Source organism: Streptomyces sp. NRRL F-5630, assembly GCF_000719475.1.
Lineage (GTDB): Bacteria > Actinomycetota > Actinomycetes > Streptomycetales > Streptomycetaceae > Streptomyces.
The window spans coordinates 1-19,145 of the sequence record NZ_JOGO01000015.1; the positions used below are offsets into that span (position 1 = coordinate 1).

Below are 19,145 nucleotides of genomic sequence, written 5' to 3' on the forward strand. Positions count from 1 at the left end.
CCACTCGCTACGACAAGACCGCCACCATCTACCTTGCCGCACTCCATCTCGCTGCCATCTTCATTTGGTCAGCGCGGTGATCCAGAGGAAACGGCCTAGGCGTGCGGCGATTGGCCTAGGCTCGCGCGCATGACCGCTGACGCCGTGCCCGCACCTGTACTCCCCCGCTATCCGGATGTCGTGGCCGCCGCCGCGCGCCTCGCCGGGATCGCGCACCGCACGCCGGTGCTGCGCTCGCGGCTGCTCGACGAACGCACCGGCGCGGAGGTGCACTTCAAGTGCGAGAACTTCCAGCGGATGGGCGCCTTCAAGTTCCGGGGCGCCTACCACGCGATCTCGCGACTCGACGCGGACCAGCGGGCGGCGGGCGTCGTCGCGTACTCCTCGGGCAACCACGCGCAGGCGGTCGCACTCGCGGCGCGGCTGCTCGGCGTCGAGGCGACGATCGTGATGCCCGAGGACGCCCCGGAGAGCAAGCTCGCGGCGACGCGCGGCTACGGCGGCGAAGTGGTGCTCTACGACAGGTACGCGGGTGACCCGGCGCCCATAGCGGCGGACCTCGCCGCTCGGCGCGGGCTCGCCTTCGTGCCGCCCTTCGACCACCCCGACATCATCGCGGGAGCGGGCACGGCGGCCCTGGAGCTGTTCGAGGAGACGGGGCCGCTCGACGCGCTCTTCGTGCCGCTCGGCGGCGGGGGTCTGCTCGCCGGTACGGGGCTCGTCGCGCGCGAGGTCGCCCCCGGGTGCGCGCTGTTCGGTGTGGAGCCCGAGGCGGGCGACGACGGCAGACAGTCCCTCGCGCGCGGCGAGATCGTGAGGATCGACCCGCCGCGCACCCTCGCGGACGGGGCGCAGACCCTCGCGCTCGGCGAGCTGACCTTCCCGCTCGTCAAGGAGGCGGTCACGGACATCCTCACGGTCCCCGACGCGGCCCTCGCGCCCTCCATGCGGGACGTGGCCACCTACCTGAAACTCGTCGTCGAGCCGACCGGTGTGCTCGGGCTCGCCGCGCTGTACGCGGAGGCGGAGCGGTGGCGGGGCAAGCGGGTCGGGGTCCTGGTGAGCGGCGGCAACGTCGACCTGGAGCGGTACGCCGGGCTGCTGGCCGGAACGCGCACGCCGTAGCCTCGGGACGCGGGCAGGCCACCGGGTCCGCCCGCCTCCAGAGGAAGGCCAGGGATGACGACGCAGGTGCAGAAGCCGGGGGCCGGTGGCGGTGCGGAGGCGGCGCGGGCCCTGCCCGCACTCGCCGATTTCGCCCTCGACCCGGAGGTACACCACCTCAACCACGGTTCCTTCGGCGCGGTACCGCGCCCCGTGCTCGACCATCTCGCCGCGCTGCGCGCCGAGATGGAGGGCAACCCCGACGCGTGGTGGCGGACGCTGACCGGGCGGATCGCCGCGGCCCGCGCCGAGGTCGCCGCCTTCCTGCGCACCTCCCCGGACTCGCTCGCCTTCGTGCCCAACGCGAGTGCGGGCGCGAGCACGGTCCTCGCCTCGCTGCGCTTCCCGGCGGGCGCGCGCATCCTCATGACGGACCACACCTACGGCGCGGTCGCGATGGGCGTGCGCCGCGTCGCCGCGCCGCACGGCGCGGTCGTGGACACCGTGCACGTTCCCCTCGACGCGTCCACGGAGGAGATCAGCTCGCTGTTCGCGGAGAAGCTGGCGTCGGGAGCCCCGGTGGCGCTCGTCGTGGTGGACCAGATCACCTCCCCGACCGCCCGGCTCTTCCCGCTCCCGGAGATCGTCGCCGCCTCGCACGCCGCCGGGGCGCGGGTCCTGGTCGACGGGGCGCACGCTCCCGGGCTGCTCGCCGATCCGCTGGGCCACGCCTCGGGCGCCGACTACTGGACGGGCAACCTGCACAAGTGGACGTGCGGCCCGCGCGGCACGGCGGCGCTCGTGGCCGCCGAAAACGTGGCGCGGGAACTGGTGCCGCTCGTGAACTCCTGGGGCGCCCCGAACCCGTACCCGCACTCCTTCGACGAGCAGGGCACGCAGGACGTCACGGGGTGGCTCGCGGTCCCCGGCTCCCTCGCGTTCTTCGCGGAGCGCGGGGGCTGGGAGGCGGCACGCGAGACGATGGACCGCACGGTCACGGCCGCGCAGGCGCTCCTCGCCGAGGCCCTGCGCGCCGACCTCGCGGGCGTCCGCGTGAACGAGGCGCCCTCGATGCGCCTGATCCCCCTCTCCCCCGTCCTCGCGACGGACCGGGACAGCGCGGCGGCGCTCCAGCTGCGCATCGCGGACGAACTGCGCTGCGAGGTCTCGGTCACGTCGTGGGACGGGCGCGGATTCCTGCGGCTGTCGGCGCATGTCTACAACCGCCCCGAGGAGTACGCGTACCTCGCCGAGCGGCTGCCCGCGCTGCTCGCCGCGGCGGAGCGCGAGGCGGCCTGACACTCCCGCGGGGGCGAGCGGGCGGGCGTTCTCCCTCGCTCGCGGGTCACTCCCCGCGGTGGGGCGGGTACCCGGCCCCTGGCGCCTGTCCGACCTCTTTGCGCGCTCCGCGCGTGACCCGCGTCGCCCGTCCCGCCACGTGCCGCACCGCCGCGCCCGTCTCCCCCGCCCGCAGGGAGCGCAGGGCGAGGAGCAGGACGCCGATGTCGTCGAGGTAGACGGGGTCGGGGACGAGGTCGGTGGGGAGGACGAGGTAGAGCAGGGCGCCCCAGAAGACCCAGCGCTTGCCCGCGGGGAGCCCGGCCTCGCGCAGCGTCCTGCGGGTCCGGACGAGACGGACGGCGAGGACGAGCGCGAAGGCGAGCAGGGCCACGGCGAACACGCCGAGCACGATCAGCAGGTTCCGCGTGTCGTCACTCATGCCAGGCTCCCTGCCCGCCCTCGCGAGGGCCCTCGCCCCCGCTCCTGGGGGTCGTGTACCCGCACGGCGCGGGTTGAGCGCGGGCCGTTCGGGGGGACGGAGAGCGCGCGGCCTCGGCGCACGCGGCCTGGAGACCCTCGCCCGGAAGGGGACAGCGGGGACCGCGAGGAGGCCGAAGCCGAGGCGCGCGAACAGGGTGCGGGTGTTGCCACCGGCGCGTGCGCGTGACCCGCCGTCAGGGGCGAGCGCCTCGCCTCGGGTCCTCCAGCGGCGGGAGAGGCGGACGGTACCGGCGCCTGGGGGACGGACTCAGCGGGGCAGCTCGACGACCGCCCCGACGGACTTGCCCTCGGCGGTGCGGGCGATGCGGACCTCTCGGCTGAGCGCGCGGACGATCTCCAGTCCGTGGCCGCCGACACGGGCCGGGTCGGGCGGCAGGAAGCTCGGCGCGACGGGGCTGGTGTCGTGGACGGTGACGACGACGTGCGTGGCGTCGCCGGTCAGCTCCAGCGCGTGGAAACCGCCCGCGTGGCGCTCGGCGTTGGTGGCGAGTTCGCTGACGACGAGGTGCAGGTCCCCCGTCGTGCGCTCCGGGACGCGTGCGCACCACTCGGCGCCGAGGCGGTGGAGGAAGCGCGTCGTGACGGCGCGCGCGGCGGCGACGCTGCCGGGGGTGCCGTCGAAGTGCGCGATCTGGTGGAGCGGCTGGGCGGGCGCGGTGTGCCCCGCGGCTCCTGCTCCGTCCACCGCGCCGACGTACCCCAGCGCGGGAGGGATCGCCGTCGTCGTGTACTCGTTCATGGTCTCCAGCCCCCCGTACGCGTGTCCCACCGGGACGCGTTGCTGTGCCCGGCTTTCCGCGAATACCCCGGTCGCCGGGGCGCACACATGGCCGCGCGTGTGAGCGGGGTCACAGAGGGGGGCGTGGATAGGCTCGGCGGCGGCCGGTGACGGATGTGCGTACGGGGCCGGTGCCGGGCGGACGCCCGCGGTGCCGGTGGCCGCGCGCGGAAGGAAGGTGGGCGGATGCAGGCGCTGGCGATGTCGCTCTTCGATCCGGCGGCCGGGCAGGGGGCCCGTCAGTTCGCCGAGATCGGTCTCGCGTTGCTGCTCTCGACGCTCATCGGCGCCGAGCGGGCGGTGCAGCAGAAGAGTGCCGGCCTGCGCACCCACACGCTGGTGGGGGTGGGCAGCGCCCTCTTCATGGAGGTCTCGCAGCACGGTTTCAACGCGGTGCTCGGACTGGAGAACGTGTCCTTCGACCCGTCGCGGGTCGCGGCGCAGATCGTCTCGGGGATCGGTTTCATCGGCGGCGGCCTGATCTTCGTGCGGCGGGACGCGGTGCGCGGTCTGACGACGGCGGCGACCGTGTGGCTGACGTGTGCCATCGGCATGGCCTGCGGGGGCGGGCTGCCGCTCCTCGGCATCGCGGCGACGCTCGTCCACTTCCTCGTCGTGTGGGGCTATCCCTGGCTCACGCGGTGGCTGCCCGCGCTCTCCTCGGTCGAGCAGGCGGGCCTGACGCTGAGCTACCGCTCGGGGAGCGGTGTGCTCTCCCGGGTGCTCAAGGAGTGCACGGACATGGGCTTCCGGGTCGTTCAGGTGAGCGTGGAGCGACCCGGGCGGCCGTCCAGAAGGAAGGATTCACTGGCCGAGGAGGAGGAGCTGGAGACCGGGGCGCGGTCGGTGTGGCTGGAGGTGGAGGGCTCGGGGAGCGTCTACGCGCTCGTCGCCTCGCTCTCGGAGTTCGACGGGGTGCTCGACGTCACCTCGGACCGCGCGGAGGCGGCCGAGTGAACGGCGGTACGGGCACGGGGCGGCGCTGCCCGGCGGCGCTCCGCGACCGCCGCTGACCCCGCGCGCCCGGAAGGGGCCCGCGAGCGCCGTCGCGGGCCCACGCGCCCGTACCGGAGACCTCGTACCCGTACCGGCCCCTCGGACCGTCGCCTCTCACAGCCTCCGCAGCGCGGGGAGCAGCCGCTCGCGTGCCCAGCGCAGGAACGGTTCCTGGTGGGCGCCGCCGACCTGGATGAGGGCGACCTCGTCGAACCCGGCGTCGGTGTAGGCGCGTACCGCCTCGACGAAGGCGTCGACGTCGTCGCCGCAGGGGATCGCGGCGGCGACGTCCTCGCGGGTGACGCTGCTCGTGGCCCCGGCGAAGGAGACGGGCCCGGGGAGTTCGGCGTTGACCGGCCAGGGGCCGAGCGCCCAGCGGAACTGCTCGTGGGCGCGGGTGAGCGCGGCCTCGCGGTCGGGGTCGTAGGAGACGGGGAGCTGGCCGACGCGGGGTTTGCCGGTGCCGCCGAAGCGGTCGAAGTCGGCGAGGAGCCGCGCCTTGGGCTCGGTGGCGATGACGAGATCGGCGAGGCGTCCGGCGAGGGCGCAGGAGCGGGGCCCGGAGACGGCGACGCCGATGGGGGGCGCGGTCTCGGGCAGGTCCCAGAGCTTGGCGTCCTGGACGGTGAAGTGCTTGCCGTCGTGGTGGACGGTCTCGCCGTCGAGCAGGGCGCGGATGATGCCGACGGCCTCCTCCAGCATCTCGATGCGGACCGGCGCCGCCGGCCAGCCGCGCCCGACGACGTGCTCGTTGAGGTTCTCGCCGGAGCCGAGGCCGAGGCGGAAGCGGCCCTGGGACAGGAGCTGGACGGTCGCGGCCTTCTGGGCGACGACCACGGGGTGGTAGCGGAGGGTCGGGCAGGTCACGTACGTCATGAGCGGCAGGCGCTCGGTGGCCTGCGCGACGGCACCGAGGACGCTCCACGCGTAGGGCGCGTGGCCCTGTTCCCGCAGCCAGGGGAAGTAGTGGTCGGACATGACGGAGAAGTCGAATCCGGCCTCCTCGGCACCGACCGCGTGCGACACCAGCTCGCGGGGGCCTGCCTGTTCGGTCATGAGCGTGTATCCGATGCGTGGCATGGCACTCGGTGTGACCGCGCGGAGGGCAGGTCAAACCCCAAACCTGCCGAGCGGGTGCCGGACACGCATCCGGGCGCTCGCGCTGACGGAGCGCGGGATGTGTCCCCCGGTGCGTGTTCTCCGCCTCCTCAGGCCGCTCTCCGGGCCGCCCCCTGCGCGGCGAAGGGCACGTGCCGCGACTCGCGCGGGGCGTGCCGGCGGACGGTGCGCGCGGCCTGGTACGGACGCCCGGGCGTCCGGGCACCCGTTCGGGCTTGTTACTCTGGGGCCTGACGAAGGGGAGTAGTCCCGCGATACCGGTATGTCGACATACTGGCCGCGTGTGCGCCGGGAGGTGGACGCGGGCCCGGCGACCGGGCCGCCCGGTGCGCCGGGCGGTGGACGAGACCTTCGGCCAGGCAGGACCGTGCCCGCGAGCCCGTGGGCGCGCTCGTCGTGCCGTGGCCGAGTGGTCCTTCCCGCCGGGCGGCGCACGGATCGCGGCCGCGGCCCCGTTCACGAAAGACCGGCACCGCTTCGATGTCTCTCGATCCGCTCGCCATCGTCACGGCCTTCGGCCTCATCTTCCTCGCCGAGCTTCCCGACAAGACCATGTTCGCCTCGCTGGCGATGGGGACCCGTATGCGGCCCCTCTATGTGTGGCTCGGCACCTCCAGCGCCTTCCTCGTGCACGTCGTCATCGCGTGCGCGGCGGGAAGCCTCATCGGGCTGCTGCCCACGTGGATCGTCTCGCTCGTCTCCGCGCTCCTCTTCGGCTTCGGCGCCGTGCTTCTCTTCCGGGCCGACGCGGGGGACGAGGAGGGCGAGGACGAGGCGAGCAGCCGCAAAGTCACCGGTTTCTGGCCGGTATGGACGACGGCGTTCATGGCCGTCTTCATCAGCGAGTGGGGCGATCTGACGCAGATCACCACGGCGAACCTCGCGGCCTCGCGCGGCACGCTCTCGGTCGCGATCGGCTCGTGGGCGGCGCTCATGAGCGTCTCGGCGCTCGCGCTGCTCGCCGGGCGGTTCATCGCGAAGCGCGTGCCGCTCAAGACGGTGCAGCGGATCGGTGGGGTCTGCATGGCGGGTCTGGCCATCTGGTCGCTCGTGGAGATCTTCACGGGGTGACCCGGGAGGGTCGCCCGGGGAGCGACCTCTCGGGGAGACCCGGGCGCCCCGGCCGGAGCGCCCGTCCGCGGACGGACGGAGCGGTCAGGCCGGGGTCAGCCGCAGCTGGATCTCCTTTTCCTGGTCGCCCGAGGCCGAGCCGAGCACCTCGACCGTGTAGACCTCGTCGAGGGCTTCCTGGAGGTCGGTGACCGCGTGATAACCGCCCTGCGCGGTGAGGTCGATGGCGGCTTCGATACGCACGGGCGAGGCGTGACCCCGGCGGTCGGAGGTGTCGAAAGTGGCACTCCAGACCGTGGGCCGCTCCCCCGGTGTCTCGCTCGGCGTGTCGCTCGCCGCGCGGTCGGTGCCGAAGGCTCCGGCGAGGGCGGTGAGGACGGCGTCGGCATCGCGTGCCGAGCGGCCCTCCAGCTCGACGACGACCTGTCCGGGCTGATCCTGATCCATGGTGGTGCTCCTCCCGTCGTGAGGGCGTGAGGGTGGCCGTTCCGCGCTTCTTCTCCAGCGTGCGCCGCCGGGCGCGGGCGCGCGACCGGGGCCGTCAGCCGCTGGATTCCTGCGGGGCCGGGCCGCTCCCGTGGGCGTCTCCGGTGTGCGGGCGCCCCGCCCGCCCCGTACCGCCCTCGTCCGTGTCGGGCACTTCCTCACTGCCGTCACGCGAGGGGGGCGGTGCCACGTCGAGGGGGTCCTCGCCGGGGCTGCGCTGCTGGTCGGGCAGGTCTCTCGGCACCGGGGGACGACCGTGCTCCCCGGGGGCCTTCGGCGGTTGCTCTCCCATGTGCTCCTCCTCAGTCCAGTCCCCGTACGACGTTGCCCGCGGGCCACTCGGGATCGGGCGGCTGCGGCGCCTCGGCCTCCGCGCTTCCCGCCTCGGGCCTGCCGGAGAGGTGGGTGCGCACCTCGCCCTCGGGAGGTGGCGGCGGGGTGGGTATCGGGGTCGGGTGCGCTGCGCTGTCGTGCACGGCGGCTCTCCTCTCGCTTCGCGGCCGGTGGGGACCGCGTTCGGGTACCCGTACGGACGCCGGTCACACGGAGTGGGCGGGAAGCAGCCACCGCGCGGGCGGCGGGCGAAAGACTGCGGCCCCGCCGTGCCCTCGGGGGAAGAAGGGCGGCGGGGCCGCTGGCAACTCGGGGACCCGGGGGGAAGGGTCAGCTCCGAGCTGGCGTCGACCTGCTTGTGCCCCGGCCATCGTCGCACAATCCTGTGACGGGGGTCACATTTTGGTCGCGGAACCATTCCGGGCCCGCCGAGGCGTCCCGTTCCCGCCTCGCGGTGCACGTGGGTCACAGCGGGGCACTACGCCGAGGGGCCGCCGCAGCCCACGGCGGGGTCCGGGACCGGGCCACGGCTGCGGCCCCGGCGGCGTCCCTCCCCTCCCCCACCGGCCGCGACCGCATCCCGACATCCGCCCGTCCTGGGACCGGCCGCCGGTGTCGCCTCCGGCGGCCGGTCCCAGGCTCCTCCGGGACGGTCCGGGCGCGCGGTCAGGCGCGCACCCGGACCGTCCGGGAGCCTCCTCGGCGGTCGTCCGCCGGGCTCAGCGCCGCAGCCACACGGCCGTGTCCGTGGGGAGCAGTCCGCCCTCGTCGAGCGGGCCGCTCGCGAGCAGGACGCTCTCGTGCGCGGGCAGCGCGGCGGACTCGGGGCCGAGGTTGACGAGGCACAGCAGCCCGCCCGGGCGGGCGAAGCCGAGCACACCCGGGGTCTCGGGCAGCCATGCGAGCGGACCGTCGCCAAAGCCCGCCTCGGTGGCGCGCACGCGGATCGCGGCGCGGTAGAGCGAGAGCATCGAGCCGGGGTCGGCGGCCTGGGCGTCCGCGGCGTAGGCCGACCAGCCCTCGGGCTGCGGGAGCCACGGCTCGCTGGTGGAGCCGAAACCGCTGTAGGGGGCGTCGGCGGTCCACGGGAGCGGGACGCGGCAGCCGTCGCGGCCGGGGTCGACGCCCTCGGAGCGGAAGTACATCGGGTCCTGGACGCGGTCGAGGGGGATGTCCGCCTCGGGCAGGCCCAGTTCCTCGCCCTGGTAGACGTAGACCGAGCCGGGCAGCGCGAGCGAGAGCAAGGCCGCGGCACGGGCCCTGCGGGTGCCGAGCGCGAGGTCGCTGGGGACGCCGAAGCGCTTGCGCTCGAAGGCGAAGCCGGTGTCGTCGGCGCGGCCGTAGCGGGTCACGGTCCGGGTCACGTCGTGGTTGCAGAGCACCCAGGTCGCGGGGGCGCCGACCGGGGCGTGCTCGGCGAGGGTGCTGTCGATCGCCTCGCGGAGCTGGTCGCGGTCCCAGGGGCAGCTCATGAAGTTGAAGTTGAAGGCGGTGTGCAGCTCGTCGGGGCGCAGGTAGCGCGCGAAGCGCTCCGCGTCCGGCATCCACACCTCGCCGACGAAGACGCCCCCGTACTCGTCGGCGACGCGGCGCCAGGAGCGGTAGATGTCGTGGAGTTCGTCGCGGTCGATGTACGGGTTGGGGTCGACGCCCTCGACGTAGTCGGGCAGCGCCGGGTCCTTCGCGACGAGGGCCGCCGAGTCGATGCGTACGCCCGCGACGCCGCGCTCGAACCAGAAGCGGAGGACGTCCTCGTGCTCCTTGCGGACGTCGGGGTGGTCCCAGTTGAGGTCGGGCTGCTGCGGCGTGAAGAGGTGGAGGTACCACTCACCGTCCTCGACCCGGGTCCAGGTGTCGCCCGAGAACTGCGAGGGCCAGTCGTTGGGCGGCAGCTCGCCGTGCTCGCCGCGCCCCGTCCGGAAGTGGAAGCGCTCCCGCTCCGGGCTGCCGGGGCCCGCGTCGAGCGCGGCGCGGAACCAGGCGTGCTGGTCGGAGACGTGGTTGGGGACGATGTCCACGATGGTGCGGATGCCAAGCGTGCGGGCCTCGGCGATGAGTTTCTCGGCCTCGGCCAGGGTGCCGAAGGCCGGGTCGATCGTCCGGTAGTCGGCGACGTCGTACCCGCCGTCGGCGAGCGGAGAGAGGTACCAGGGAGTGAACCAGATCGCGTCGACGCCGAGTTCGGCGAGGTACGGCAGCTTGGCGCGGACACCCGCCAGGTCGCCCGTGCCGTCGCCGTTGCCGTCCGCGAAACTGCGCGGATAGACCTGGTAGATGACGGCGGAACGCCACCAGTCGGGCCCTGCGGGCTCCCGGGAGCTGCCTTCCATCGTTGCGTGTCCTTTCGGGCGTCGGCGGGTCGTGCCCGCGGCGCCGTGACGTGAGGCGGTGTCATGCCCCCGTCGCCCGGGGGCGTCGGTACGGCGCCGAGCCGGAGTCGGGGGCTGCGCGCCGCCACCCACGCGGCGGGGTCGGAGGCGGGGGCGGCGGCGCGCAGGGCGGGAGGGGGCTGTCGGCCGGCTCCCTCGTGGGGCCGGCCGGTGCGGTCGTCAGCCCTTGGTGGAGCCGGCGGAGATGCCGGCGATGATGTGCCGCTGGAAGACCAGGAAGACCAGGAGCATCGGGATCGACGCGATGACCATGGCCCCGATCTGCGTGGACTGCGAGATGTTCTGCGAGAACTGCACGAGCGCCACGCTGATGGGCTGCTTGTCGGTGTCCGAGAAGACCATGAGCGGCCACAAGAAGTCCTGCCAGACCGCGACCAGGCCGAGGATGGACACGACGGCGAGGACGGGGCGGGACATCGGCAGCAGGATCGACCAGAGCTGGCGGAGCTTGCCCGCCCCGTCGATCTCGGCGGCCTCCAGGACGTCCCGCGGTATCTGGTCGAAGAAGTTCTTCAGCAGATACAGGTTGAAGGCGTTGGCGACGGCGGGGAGCCAGATGCCGAGCGGGTCGTTGAGCAGGCTGGTGTGGATGAGCGGCAGGTCGGCGACGGTGAGGTACTTGGGGACCAGCATCGCCTGGGCCGGCACCATGAGCGTGGCCAGGATGCCGCCGAGCACGATCTTGCCGAAGGCGGGCTTCAGCTTGGAGAGCGAGTACGCGGCGGCGGTGCAGAAGACGATCTGGAGGGCCCAGGCACCGAAGGCCTGCACGACCGTGTTCCACAGGTGCGTGGGCAGGTCCATCTGGTCCCACGCGTCGGTGTAGTGGGAGAACTGCCAGTGCTCGGGGTAGAGCGTGGGCGGCGTCCGGGTGAGTTCGTCGGCCGGCTTCGCCGCCCCGGTGACCATCCAGTACACGGGGAAGAGGAAGGCGAGCGCGAAGGCGATCACGACGAGCGTGAAGAACGTCCAGTACAGGACCTTGCCCTTGGTGCGGGCGAGGGCAAGCGGCGAGACAAGGGTGCGGACGGACGGCCCGCTCTCACGCCTCTCGCGGCGCTTGCCGCGGCGCGTGGGGGGCACGGGGGCCGCTTCGGTGGGCGGCAGGACGGCGGTCATCTGCGCTGTCTCCTCTCAGTCCTTGGTCCGGGTGAGCCACAGGTAAACCGCGGAGAACAGGCTGAGCAGTACGAGGAGCATCGCGCTCAGCGCGCAGGCTCCGCCGAAGTTCTGGTAGCTGAAGGCGTACTTGTAGATCAGGTAGAGCACGGTGGTGGTGGACGCCTCGGGGCCGCCGCCGGTGATGACGAAGGGCTCGGTGAACACCTGCATCGTGGCGATGATCTGGAGGAGCATCAGCATGAGCATCACGAACCGCGTCTGCGGGATCGTGACGTGCCGTACGCGCTGGAAGATGTTCGCCCCGTCCAGCTCGGCCGCCTCGTACAGCTCGCCCGGGATGCCCTGGAGGGCGGCGAGGTAGATGAGGACGGTGCCGCCCATGTTCGCCCAGGTCGAGACGAGAACGAGGGACACGAGGGCGGTGTCGGCGCTGAAGATCCAGTCCGAGGTGGGCAGATGGAGAAAGCGCAGGACCTCGTTGATCAGACCCGCGTCCGGGTCGTAGAACCACTTCCACAGCAGCGCGCTCACGACCGGCGGGATCATCACGGGGAGGTAGACGACGATCCGGAAGAAGCTCTTCGCGTGGCGCAGCTCGTTGAGCACCAGTGCCATGAGGAAGGGCACGGCGAAGCCGATGACCAGCGCGAACACGGTGAACATCGCCGTGTTCTTCCAGGCGGTGGCGAACTCCGGGTCGTGGAAGACCGCGGTGAAGTTGTCGAAGCCCACCCACTCCGGGTCCGACCCCGGGATGTACTTCTGGAACGAGATGATGATCGCGCGGATCGCGGGATACCAGGAGAACACCGCGAAGCAGACGATGCCCCCGATGAGGAAGGCGTAGGCGCGGAGGTTGTGGACGAGGGCGCGGCGCCAGCGGTCGGCGCGCCCGTGGCCCGCCGGGCGGGCCGCCCCCTGGAGGGAAGGGGGCGGCGCCGCGGCGGACCGCTGAGGTGCCTGAGCAGTCTTCATGAGTGTGGTCAGCCTCGGGCGAGAATGCCGTTGATCTTGGAGTCCGCGTCCTTGAGGAGCTTGTCGATGTCGGCGTCCTTCTTGGTGAGGACGGAGGAGACGACCGAGTCGAGGACGGTGTAGATCTGCTGCGCGCCGGCCGGCTCCAGCTTCGGCTCGACGGTGTCGGCGCCGTCGATGAACGCCTGGTAGTTCTCGACCGGCATGTTGGCGTACTGCTTCTTGAGCGCGAGGTCCTTCTTGTCGCGCTCACCGGTCCACAGGCGCGGCTCGGGGAGGCCGACCGGGGCCTTGTTCTCGGAGGCGCGCTTCCAGTTGTTCAGGCCCTGACCGGGGGTGTTGGTCTGGAACTCCAGGAACTTCAGCCCGGCCTTGATCTGCGCGGGGGTGGCCTTCTTGTTGAACATGTAGCCGTCGCCGCCCGCGAGGGTGCCCTTGCCGCCGGGCATCGGGGCGAGGCCGAGGTCCTCGTACTTCGCGCCCTTCTCCTTGACGAGGATCGGGATGTTGTCCGGCGCCGCGAGGTACATGCCGAGCTTGCCGGAGCCCATCATCTGCTGCACGTCGTTGATGATGAGCAGTTGCTTGCTGCCCATCGAGTTGTCGCGCCAGCGCATGTCCTTGAGGTTCTGCAGCACGGCCTTGCCCTCGGGGGTGTCGACCGCGGACTTCTTGCCGTCCTCGGTGACGAGGGAGCCGCCCTGCGAGTAGATCTCGGCGCCGAAGTGCCAGCCGCCCTGGTTCTGGGCGCTGTAGTCGGCGTATCCGACGGTGCCGTTGCCGAGACCGGCGATCTTCTTCGCGGCGGCCTGGACCTCTTCCCAGGTGGCCGGAGGCTTCTCGGGGTCGAGACCGGCCTTCTTGAAGAGCGCCTTGTTGTAGATAAGGCCCATCGAGTAGTTCGTGCGCGGCACCCCGTAGACCTTGCCGTCGACGGTGTAGACATCGCGCAGTTCCTGCCGGATGTCCTGGAACCACTTGAGGTCCTTGACGTACGGCGTCAGGTCCGCGGCCTGGTTGATGTCCACGACGTGCTTGGCGTCGGTGAAGTACGTGTAGAACACGTCCTCCATCTGGCCCCCGGCGAGCTTGGCGTCGAAGGTCTTGGGGTCCTGGCAGGGGAAGGCGTCGTGCGCGGTGACGTCGATGTCCTTGTGCGCCTTTTCGAACGCCGCGATGTCGTCCTCGAAGCTCTTCCGGTCGATCTTGGCGCTCTTCGGCGGCTCGCAGTTGACGGTGATCCTCGTCTTGCCGTCGGCGGAGCCGCCCTTGCCGTCGTCGTCCGAGCCGCAGGCGGCCAGGCTCGTCAGCGCCAGTGCGGACGCGACAGCAACGGTGCAAGTACGGCGGAACCCGGAGCTTCTCATCGGTGGACCCCTCTAGGGATGGGAAACCCACAGCTGCTTCGCTGTGTGGCGGCGCTCACTCAATCACTAACCATGAATGTCCGCAATATGTCGCCGTGATTTCGCAATTATTTGACAGTCGCTTGGATGCTGCTGAGGGCGGGTACACGGAGAAGTTCTTCGCGCACCCTTGGTGCCGTCCCGCGCCTTCCGCCGTCTCACGAGCCCCGCGAGGGGCCGCTGAACAGCGGTTTCGAGGGGTGTGACCTGGCTGGGACCTGGTGCGGCGTCAGGGGACGGGGGCCCTCGGGCGAGGGGACGGCGATCCCCGCAGAGTGCCCCGGGACGCTCCCCCACGGGGCGTGGAACGCGTCACTCCGCCCGGTTCCACGCGGCCGGACAGCCACAGTCCGGAGTGCGCACTCCGGGGCGAAGACCTGACGGAGACCGGACGGTGTTCCGAAAGTTACCGACTCCGCGCTGTCGGGGGATGTGACGGCCCGGCACCTTTCGCCAGGGGCCCGGCGCCTCCCGCGGAAGGCAGAAGGAGAGGTGGTGCGGATGCCGGGCGGTGTCCGCCCCGCACCCGTACCGGCCCATGGACTGCTCAGCTGTGCCGCGGGGCCTGGCCCGTGGAGCCGCGCACGACGAGTTCGGGCTCGAAGAGCAGTTCGCCCGGCGGCACGGTGCGCCCGCCGATCTGGAGGCTGAGGAGTTCCACGGCGGCGCGACCCATCGCCTCGATGGGCTGGCGCACGGTGGTGAGCGGCGGCTCCGCGCAATTCATGAAGGCCGAGTCGTCGTAGCCGACGACGGAGACCTGTCCCGGCACGTCGAGGCCGCGCCTGCGGGCGGCCCGCACCGCGCCGAGGGCGAGCGGGTCGCTCGCGCAGATGATCCCCGTGACGCCCTGATCGAGGAGGCGCGAGGCGGCGGCCTGCCCGCCCTCCAGCGAGAACATCGCGCGCACCACACGCTCGGGCGGCAGTTCGCCCCCGGCCGCGCGCGCCACCGCGCGGGCCGTCACGAGCTTGCGCCGTGAGGGCATGTGCCCCTCGGGGCCGAGGACGAGGCCGATCCGCTCATGGCCGAGCGAGGCGAGGTGCCGCCACGCCTGTTCGAGCGCCACGCCGTCGTCGCAGGAGACGGTGCGGAAGCCGAGCGTCTCTATGGCGGCGTTGATGAGCACCACGGGAATCCGGCGGTCGGCCAGGACGCGGTAGTGCTCGTGCGAGGCGTCCGCCTGGGCGTAGGCGCCGCCCGCGAACACCACCCCGGACACCTGCTGCTGGAGGAGTAGTTCGATGTAGTCGGCCTCGGAGACGCCCCCCTTGGTCTGGGTGCACAGCACGGGGGTGAGCCCCTGCTGGGCGAGGGTGCCGCCGATCACCTCGGCGAAGGCGGGGAAGATCGGGTTCTGGAGCTCGGGCAGGACGAGCCCGACCAAGCGGGCTCGCTCGCCGCGCAACTGGGTCGGCCGCTCGTAACCGAGGACGTCGAGGGCCGTCAGCACGGACTGCCGGGTGGCCTCGGCGACGCCGGGCCGCCCGTTGAGCACCCGGCTCACCGTTGCTTCGCTGACCCCGACCTTCTTGGCCACCTGAGCAATTCGTCGCGTCATGACCGCAAGATTAACGCAGCTCTTGTTTGATATCCGACGTGGTGCGGTGATGCCCTTCCATCGCTGACAGGGGTACCGGCACCCGCTTCCCGGCCAGGACGGGCAGGCCCGCCCGTCCTGGAGGTCCCTCGAAAAAGCGGCACTTACGAGGCGGGCACGGGAACCCGCAGATCCGGGACGGGGCTGCGGACCGCGCACGCTGTTCGCAAACTTCCACCGCGCCAGCAGGAATTCACGAAAGCTTGTCGATGCCTTGCTGTGAAGCGGAGGCCGCCCTAGGGTGAGGCCCGCCCAGGGCCTGTCTTCGATCTCGCCTCTGCCACGCGGCCGCCTTGCGGGACGAGGCGAGATCGAAGACAGGCCCTGGACGCCCACCGTGCCCACGGCGGGCGTCCCTCCCCCCACAGGAAGGCGCACCACCCCATGCGTACCAGCGAAGAGCGCACTGCCGTGCCTGGTGTCATGCCCATGACCGGATCATCGGCCACTCCCCCGTCCCTATCCCGTCGGCTGCTCCCCCTCGCGGTCGCCGTCGCCGCCGCGGCCACCACCGCGGCCCTGCTGTCGCCCATCGCGAGCGCCGCGCCCCGCCCCGTCGCCCCCGAGCCCGTCGCGGCGGCGGCCGGCGCCTCGCTCCCCTTCACCTCGGTGGAGGCCGAGGACGCCGAGAGCGCGGGCAGTGTCGTCGGCCCCGACTACACGCAGGGCACCGTGGCCTCCGAGTCCTCCGGACGGCGCGCGGTCCGGCTCGGCGCCGGGCAGAGCATCACCTTCACGGCGCCCACGGCGGCGAACGCCCTCACCGTCGCGTACAACATCGCCGACGGGCAGACGGGGAGCCTCGCGATCGCCGTCAACGGGAAGGCCAGCGACGCGAAGCTCGCACTCACCTCGAAGTACTCCTATGTGGACACTCCCTGGATCGTGGGGAGCAGGACACACCACCTGCTCGACAACGCGCGGGTCCTGCTCGGCCAGGATCTCGCGGCGGGCGACACCGTGACGCTCACCGCCTCGGCCGAAGTGACCGTGGACGTAGCGGACTTCGAGCAGGTCGCCGCGGCGGCCACGCGGCCGGCCGGCTCGGTGTCGGTCATCGACCACGGCGCCGACCCGAGCGGCCGGGGCGACTCGGCTCAGGCGTTCCGCGAGGCGATCGCCGCCGCCAAGGGCGGCACGGTGTGGATACCACCGGGGGACTACGCGGTGAACTCCTCGCTCAGCGGCGTCGAGAACGTGACGCTCCAGGGCGCGGGGAGCTGGTACTCCGTCGTGCACTCCTCCAGTTTCATCAACCAGCCGAACGCGGCGGGCGCGGCCCACCTCAGGGACTTCGCCGTGATCGGCGAGGTGACCGAGCGCAACGACTCCAGCCCCGACAATTTCGTCAACGGCTCGCTCGGCCCCGGCTCCTCGGTCTCGGGCATGTGGCTCCAGCACCTGAAGGTCGGCCTCTGGCTGACGGGGAACAACGACGACCTCGTCGTGGAGGACAACCGCATCCTCGACACCACCGCCGACGGGCTCAACCTCAACGGCAGCGCGAAGAACGTCAAGGTGCGGCAGAACTTCCTGCGCAACAACGGCGACGACGCCCTCGCGATGTGGTCGCTCAACGCACCGGACACCGGCTCGGTCTTCGACTCCAACACCATCTCGCAGCCGAACCTCGCCAACGGCATCGCGATCTACGGCGGCACCGACATCACGGTGAGCAACAACCTGGTCTCCGACACCAACGCGCTCGGCAGCGGCATCGCGATCTCCAACCAGAAGTTCGCCGATCCCTTCTTCCCGCTCGCCGGGACCCTCACCGTCTCGGGCAACACCCTCGTGCGCACCGGGGCACTCAACCCCAACTGGGGCCACGCGATGGGCGCGCTGCGGGTCGACGCGTACGACAGCGACATCGAGGCGAAGGTGAACATCACGGACACCACGTTCACCGACAGCCCGTACAGCGCCTTCGAGTTCGTCTCGGGCGGCGGCACGGGCAAGGCGGTGCGGAACGTGACCGTCGACGGGGCCACGGTCGACACGGTGGGGACTGTCGTCGTCCAGGCGGAGACGCCGGGCCAGGTCGCGATCGGCGGGGTGCGCGCGAGCGGCGTCGGCGCGGCGGGCACGTACAACTGCCCCTTCCCGGCGGGCAGCGGTGCCTTCACGCTCGACGACACGGGCGGCAACAGCGGCTGGGACACCACGTGGGACGACTGCACGACGTGGCCGGAGCCCCGGTAGGAACCCGGTCGGCGGCTCCACGGCGCGGTCCCGCCCCCGTACCGAGGGTGGGGGCACGGGACCGCGCCGTCTCCTCGGCCCCCTGCGAGACGCGGCGCTCCGACCGCCGCCGGAACGCGCGGGCTTCGCGCTCGGCGGTGGACGGGGCGGGCTCAGGCGTAGATGCCCGGCCTCGGCGCGAGCCGCACCGGGACGCGCTCGCCCGAGTGGAGCGAGGCGACGCCCGCTTCGGCGACGACGCTCGCGACGTACCCGTCCCACACGCTCGGCCCGACGACGGGCCCGCCCGCGCGGACCGCCTCGACCCAGTCCCGTACCTCCGTGTCGTACGCCTCCGCGAAGCGGGTCAGGTAGTCCTGCGCGATCTCCTGGCCCGCTCCGGCCGCGGAGTGCACGACCATCGCGTGGTCCTCGCCGATGCGCGCGCTGCCGCCCTCGCACACCGCCTCGCAGCGCACCTGGTAGCCGAAGCCGGAGTTGACGTAGATCTCCACGTCCACGAGGACGCCGCCGCTCGTCTCCATGACGACGAACTGCGGGTCCTTCAGCCCCTGCGGGGCGTGTGCGGTGGAGCGCGGGCGCAGCACGGTGACAGCGTCGATCTCCTCGCCGAGCAGCCAGCGCGCCGCGTCGATCTCGTGCGATACCGAGCTGCCGATGAGCATCTCGGAGGTGAAGTGCGGCGGCGAGGAGACGTTGCGGTGGGTGCAGTGCAGCATGAGGGGGCGGCCGAGCTTGCCGCCGTCGAGCAGGTCCTTCAGCGCCCGGTACTCGCGGTCGTAGCGGCGCATGAAGCCGACGCGGGCGAGCCGCGCGCCGCTCGCGGCCTCCGCCTCGGCGAGGCGCAGCGCGCCGCGTGCGTCGGGGGCGAGGGGCTTCTCGCACAGCACGGGCAGGCGGCGCTCGAAGCAGCCGAGGAGCGCCGCCTCGTGCGCCTCGGCCGGAGAGGCGATGAGGACGGCCTCGACCCCGGGAGCGTCGAGCGCGGCCAGCGCGTCGGTGTGCAGGGTGCAGCCCGGCACAGCCCCGCCCGCGGCCCGCGCCCGGTCCGCGTCCGGGTCGGCGACGGCCGCGACGCGCGCGCCGCTCACCACCCGGTCGAGACGCCGTACGTGGTCGGCGCCCATGTGCCCGGCGCCGAGCACCGCGACTCCCAGTACCTCGCCCATCCCTGGCCTCCCGACTGACCCGCGTGTCTGCCCGGCGGCCAGCGTAGATCACCGAGGGCCGCGCACGGAGGCCCTGCCGACGGAGCGGAACGGGCACGCGGGGGGCGTACGACGTCACCGTCAGGGCAGGCAGGGCACGTACATCTCCACCGCCAGGGCCGCAGCGTCCGACTGAAGCGGGAGGGGGGCGGGGGCGCGCTACCCGGGCGCGGGCCGGGGCACGGGTCGCGGGCCGGTGGCGCCCGTGTGACGGTGGTCGGAGCGGCACGGCCCGGCGGGATCGCCCTCGCCGCCGGCTCGGGCGGCCCCGGCGCGCCCGGCAGGCCCGCGGAAGGGAGAAGCCGCATGAAGGCGTTCGTGAGGGGTCCGTGCCCCGGAGGGTGGCTCGGCAGGGAGCGCCTGCTGCGCCTGCTGGAGGCCAAGCGGCTCGACCCCACGCTCATGACCACCCACACGTTCGCGTTCGACGACATGGAGCGTGCCTTCCAGGTCTCGGACGAGAAGCTCGAAGACGTCGTGAAGGTGCTGGTCACCTTCTAGGCAGCCGAGCAGGGCGCCCCGGCAGGTATCTGCGGCGGGCCCGGCAGGAGGCCCCGACCGCCCTGGCCGGCA

18 protein-coding genes are annotated in these 19,145 nt (G+C 72.4%); 6 read left to right on the forward strand and 12 right to left on the reverse strand.

The window, feature by feature from the left end:
- Positions 1–129 precede the first annotated feature (129 nt).
- On the forward strand, positions 130–1,125 hold the full coding sequence (locus tag IF99_RS0109595) for a threo-3-hydroxy-L-aspartate ammonia-lyase (protein WP_030995956.1): 996 nt from the start codon (positions 130–132) through the stop codon (positions 1,123–1,125).
- Between the two features lie 54 nt (positions 1,126–1,179).
- Positions 1,180–2,403: an aminotransferase class V-fold PLP-dependent enzyme gene (locus IF99_RS0109600; RefSeq protein ID WP_030995957.1), complete on the forward strand. Its 1,224-nt coding sequence runs from the start codon at positions 1,180–1,182 to the stop codon at positions 2,401–2,403.
- Positions 2,404–2,449: 46 nt separating this feature from the next.
- On the opposite strand, the gene IF99_RS0109605 is transcribed toward IF99_RS0109600, so the two are convergent.
- Together IF99_RS0109605 and IF99_RS0109610 are read right to left on the reverse strand one after the other, a co-directional pair.
- Positions 2,450–2,824: a DUF1232 domain-containing protein gene (locus IF99_RS0109605; protein WP_030995958.1), complete on the reverse strand. Its 375-nt coding sequence runs from the start codon at positions 2,822–2,824 to the stop codon at positions 2,450–2,452.
- Between the two features lie 309 nt (positions 2,825–3,133).
- Complete coding sequence (locus IF99_RS0109610) at positions 3,134–3,625, reverse strand: ATP-binding protein (RefSeq protein WP_030995959.1); 492 nt, start codon at positions 3,623–3,625, stop codon at positions 3,134–3,136.
- A 225-nt stretch (positions 3,626–3,850) separates the two neighbouring features.
- On the opposite strand from IF99_RS0109610, the gene IF99_RS0109615 reads away from it, so the two are divergent.
- A complete protein-coding gene (locus tag IF99_RS0109615) occupies positions 3,851–4,621 on the forward strand; it encodes an MgtC/SapB family protein (protein WP_030995960.1) in 771 nt (256 codons plus the stop codon).
- 153 nt (positions 4,622–4,774) lie between these two features.
- On the opposite strand, the gene IF99_RS0109620 is transcribed toward IF99_RS0109615, so the two are convergent.
- The gene (locus IF99_RS0109620) at positions 4,775–5,740 is read right to left on the reverse strand and encodes an LLM class F420-dependent oxidoreductase (RefSeq protein ID WP_030995961.1); all 966 of its coding nucleotides are present in this window, start codon (positions 5,738–5,740) and stop codon (positions 4,775–4,777) included.
- A 519-nt stretch (positions 5,741–6,259) separates the two neighbouring features.
- Between IF99_RS0109620 and IF99_RS0109625 the strand changes: the two genes are divergently transcribed.
- Complete coding sequence (locus IF99_RS0109625; protein ID WP_030995962.1) at positions 6,260–6,850, forward strand: TMEM165/GDT1 family protein; 591 nt, start codon at positions 6,260–6,262, stop codon at positions 6,848–6,850.
- A gap of 84 nt (positions 6,851–6,934) precedes the next feature.
- Here IF99_RS0109625 and IF99_RS0109630 read toward each other — a convergent pair whose 3' ends face one another.
- The 8 genes from IF99_RS0109630 to IF99_RS0109665 all read right to left on the reverse strand — a co-directional run bounded on the left by IF99_RS0109630 (position 6,935) and on the right by IF99_RS0109665 (position 15,123).
- Positions 6,935–7,297, reverse strand: coding sequence for a hypothetical protein (locus IF99_RS0109630; RefSeq protein WP_030995963.1), 363 nt, complete (start codon positions 7,295–7,297; stop codon positions 6,935–6,937).
- A 94-nt stretch (positions 7,298–7,391) separates the two neighbouring features.
- Positions 7,392–7,628, reverse strand: a complete 237-nt coding sequence (locus IF99_RS0109635) for a hypothetical protein (RefSeq protein ID WP_030995964.1) — start codon at positions 7,626–7,628, stop codon at positions 7,392–7,394.
- Positions 7,629–7,638: 10 nt separating this feature from the next.
- Positions 7,639–7,812: a hypothetical protein gene (locus IF99_RS33920; protein WP_158716586.1), complete on the reverse strand. Its 174-nt coding sequence runs from the start codon at positions 7,810–7,812 to the stop codon at positions 7,639–7,641.
- 576 nt (positions 7,813–8,388) lie between these two features.
- Positions 8,389–9,999: an alpha-amylase family glycosyl hydrolase gene (locus IF99_RS0109645; protein ID WP_030995965.1), complete on the reverse strand. Its 1,611-nt coding sequence runs from the start codon at positions 9,997–9,999 to the stop codon at positions 8,389–8,391.
- Positions 10,000–10,218: 219 nt separating this feature from the next.
- Complete coding sequence (locus IF99_RS0109650) at positions 10,219–11,178, reverse strand: carbohydrate ABC transporter permease (protein ID WP_030995966.1); 960 nt, start codon at positions 11,176–11,178, stop codon at positions 10,219–10,221.
- Positions 11,179–11,193: 15 nt separating this feature from the next.
- Positions 11,194–12,156 (reverse strand): carbohydrate ABC transporter permease, encoded by a 963-nt coding sequence (locus IF99_RS0109655; protein WP_030995967.1) that lies wholly within the window; start codon positions 12,154–12,156, stop codon positions 11,194–11,196.
- An 8-nt stretch (positions 12,157–12,164) separates the two neighbouring features.
- Entirely contained in the window at positions 12,165–13,523 is a 1,359-nt protein-coding gene (locus IF99_RS0109660; RefSeq protein WP_030995968.1) for an extracellular solute-binding protein, read from the reverse strand.
- A gap of 586 nt (positions 13,524–14,109) precedes the next feature.
- Positions 14,110–15,123: a LacI family DNA-binding transcriptional regulator gene (locus IF99_RS0109665; RefSeq protein ID WP_030995969.1), complete on the reverse strand. Its 1,014-nt coding sequence runs from the start codon at positions 15,121–15,123 to the stop codon at positions 14,110–14,112.
- 468 nt (positions 15,124–15,591) lie between these two features.
- On the opposite strand from IF99_RS0109665, the gene IF99_RS0109670 reads away from it, so the two are divergent.
- Positions 15,592–17,364, forward strand: a complete 1,773-nt coding sequence (locus IF99_RS0109670) for a glycosyl hydrolase family 28-related protein (RefSeq protein WP_030995970.1) — start codon at positions 15,592–15,594, stop codon at positions 17,362–17,364.
- Positions 17,365–17,516: 152 nt separating this feature from the next.
- Here IF99_RS0109670 and IF99_RS0109675 read toward each other — a convergent pair whose 3' ends face one another.
- On the reverse strand, positions 17,517–18,533 hold the full coding sequence (locus IF99_RS0109675; RefSeq protein WP_030995971.1) for a Gfo/Idh/MocA family protein: 1,017 nt from the start codon (positions 18,531–18,533) through the stop codon (positions 17,517–17,519).
- Between the two features lie 345 nt (positions 18,534–18,878).
- On the opposite strand from IF99_RS0109675, the gene IF99_RS0109680 reads away from it, so the two are divergent.
- Entirely contained in the window at positions 18,879–19,073 is a 195-nt protein-coding gene (locus IF99_RS0109680) for a hypothetical protein (RefSeq protein ID WP_030995972.1), read from the forward strand.
- Positions 19,074–19,145: the final 72 nt, after the last annotated feature.

Excerpts from the sequence above, each read along its gene's own strand:
- IF99_RS0109615 (WP_030995960.1), top strand. The coding sequence starts at position 3,851 with ATGCAGGCGCTGGCGATGTCGCTCTTCGATCCGGCGGCCGGGCAGGGG.
- IF99_RS0109660 (WP_030995968.1), bottom strand. The coding sequence starts at position 13,523 with ATGAGAAGCTCCGGGTTCCGCCGTACTTGCACCGTTGCTGTCGCGTCC.
- IF99_RS0109665 (WP_030995969.1), bottom strand. The coding sequence starts at position 15,123 with ATGACGCGACGAATTGCTCAGGTGGCCAAGAAGGTCGGGGTCAGCGAA.
- IF99_RS0109595 (WP_030995956.1), top strand. The coding sequence starts at position 130 with ATGACCGCTGACGCCGTGCCCGCACCTGTACTCCCCCGCTATCCGGAT.
- IF99_RS0109605 (WP_030995958.1), bottom strand. The coding sequence starts at position 2,824 with ATGAGTGACGACACGCGGAACCTGCTGATCGTGCTCGGCGTGTTCGCC.
- IF99_RS0109600 (WP_030995957.1), top strand. The coding sequence starts at position 1,180 with ATGACGACGCAGGTGCAGAAGCCGGGGGCCGGTGGCGGTGCGGAGGCG.
- IF99_RS0109670 (WP_030995970.1), top strand. The coding sequence starts at position 15,592 with ATGACCGGATCATCGGCCACTCCCCCGTCCCTATCCCGTCGGCTGCTC.
- IF99_RS0109635 (WP_030995964.1), bottom strand. The coding sequence starts at position 7,628 with ATGGGAGAGCAACCGCCGAAGGCCCCCGGGGAGCACGGTCGTCCCCCG.
- IF99_RS0109675 (WP_030995971.1), bottom strand. The coding sequence starts at position 18,533 with ATGGGCGAGGTACTGGGAGTCGCGGTGCTCGGCGCCGGGCACATGGGC.
- IF99_RS0109630 (WP_030995963.1), bottom strand. The coding sequence starts at position 7,297 with ATGGATCAGGATCAGCCCGGACAGGTCGTCGTCGAGCTGGAGGGCCGC.
- IF99_RS0109680 (WP_030995972.1), top strand. The coding sequence starts at position 18,879 with ATGAAGGCGTTCGTGAGGGGTCCGTGCCCCGGAGGGTGGCTCGGCAGG.
- IF99_RS0109650 (WP_030995966.1), bottom strand. The coding sequence starts at position 11,178 with ATGACCGCCGTCCTGCCGCCCACCGAAGCGGCCCCCGTGCCCCCCACG.
- IF99_RS0109645 (WP_030995965.1), bottom strand. The coding sequence starts at position 9,999 with ATGGAAGGCAGCTCCCGGGAGCCCGCAGGGCCCGACTGGTGGCGTTCC.
- IF99_RS0109610 (WP_030995959.1), bottom strand. The coding sequence starts at position 3,625 with ATGAACGAGTACACGACGACGGCGATCCCTCCCGCGCTGGGGTACGTC.
- IF99_RS0109620 (WP_030995961.1), bottom strand. The coding sequence starts at position 5,740 with ATGCCACGCATCGGATACACGCTCATGACCGAACAGGCAGGCCCCCGC.
- IF99_RS0109625 (WP_030995962.1), top strand. The coding sequence starts at position 6,260 with ATGTCTCTCGATCCGCTCGCCATCGTCACGGCCTTCGGCCTCATCTTC.
- IF99_RS0109655 (WP_030995967.1), bottom strand. The coding sequence starts at position 12,156 with ATGAAGACTGCTCAGGCACCTCAGCGGTCCGCCGCGGCGCCGCCCCCT.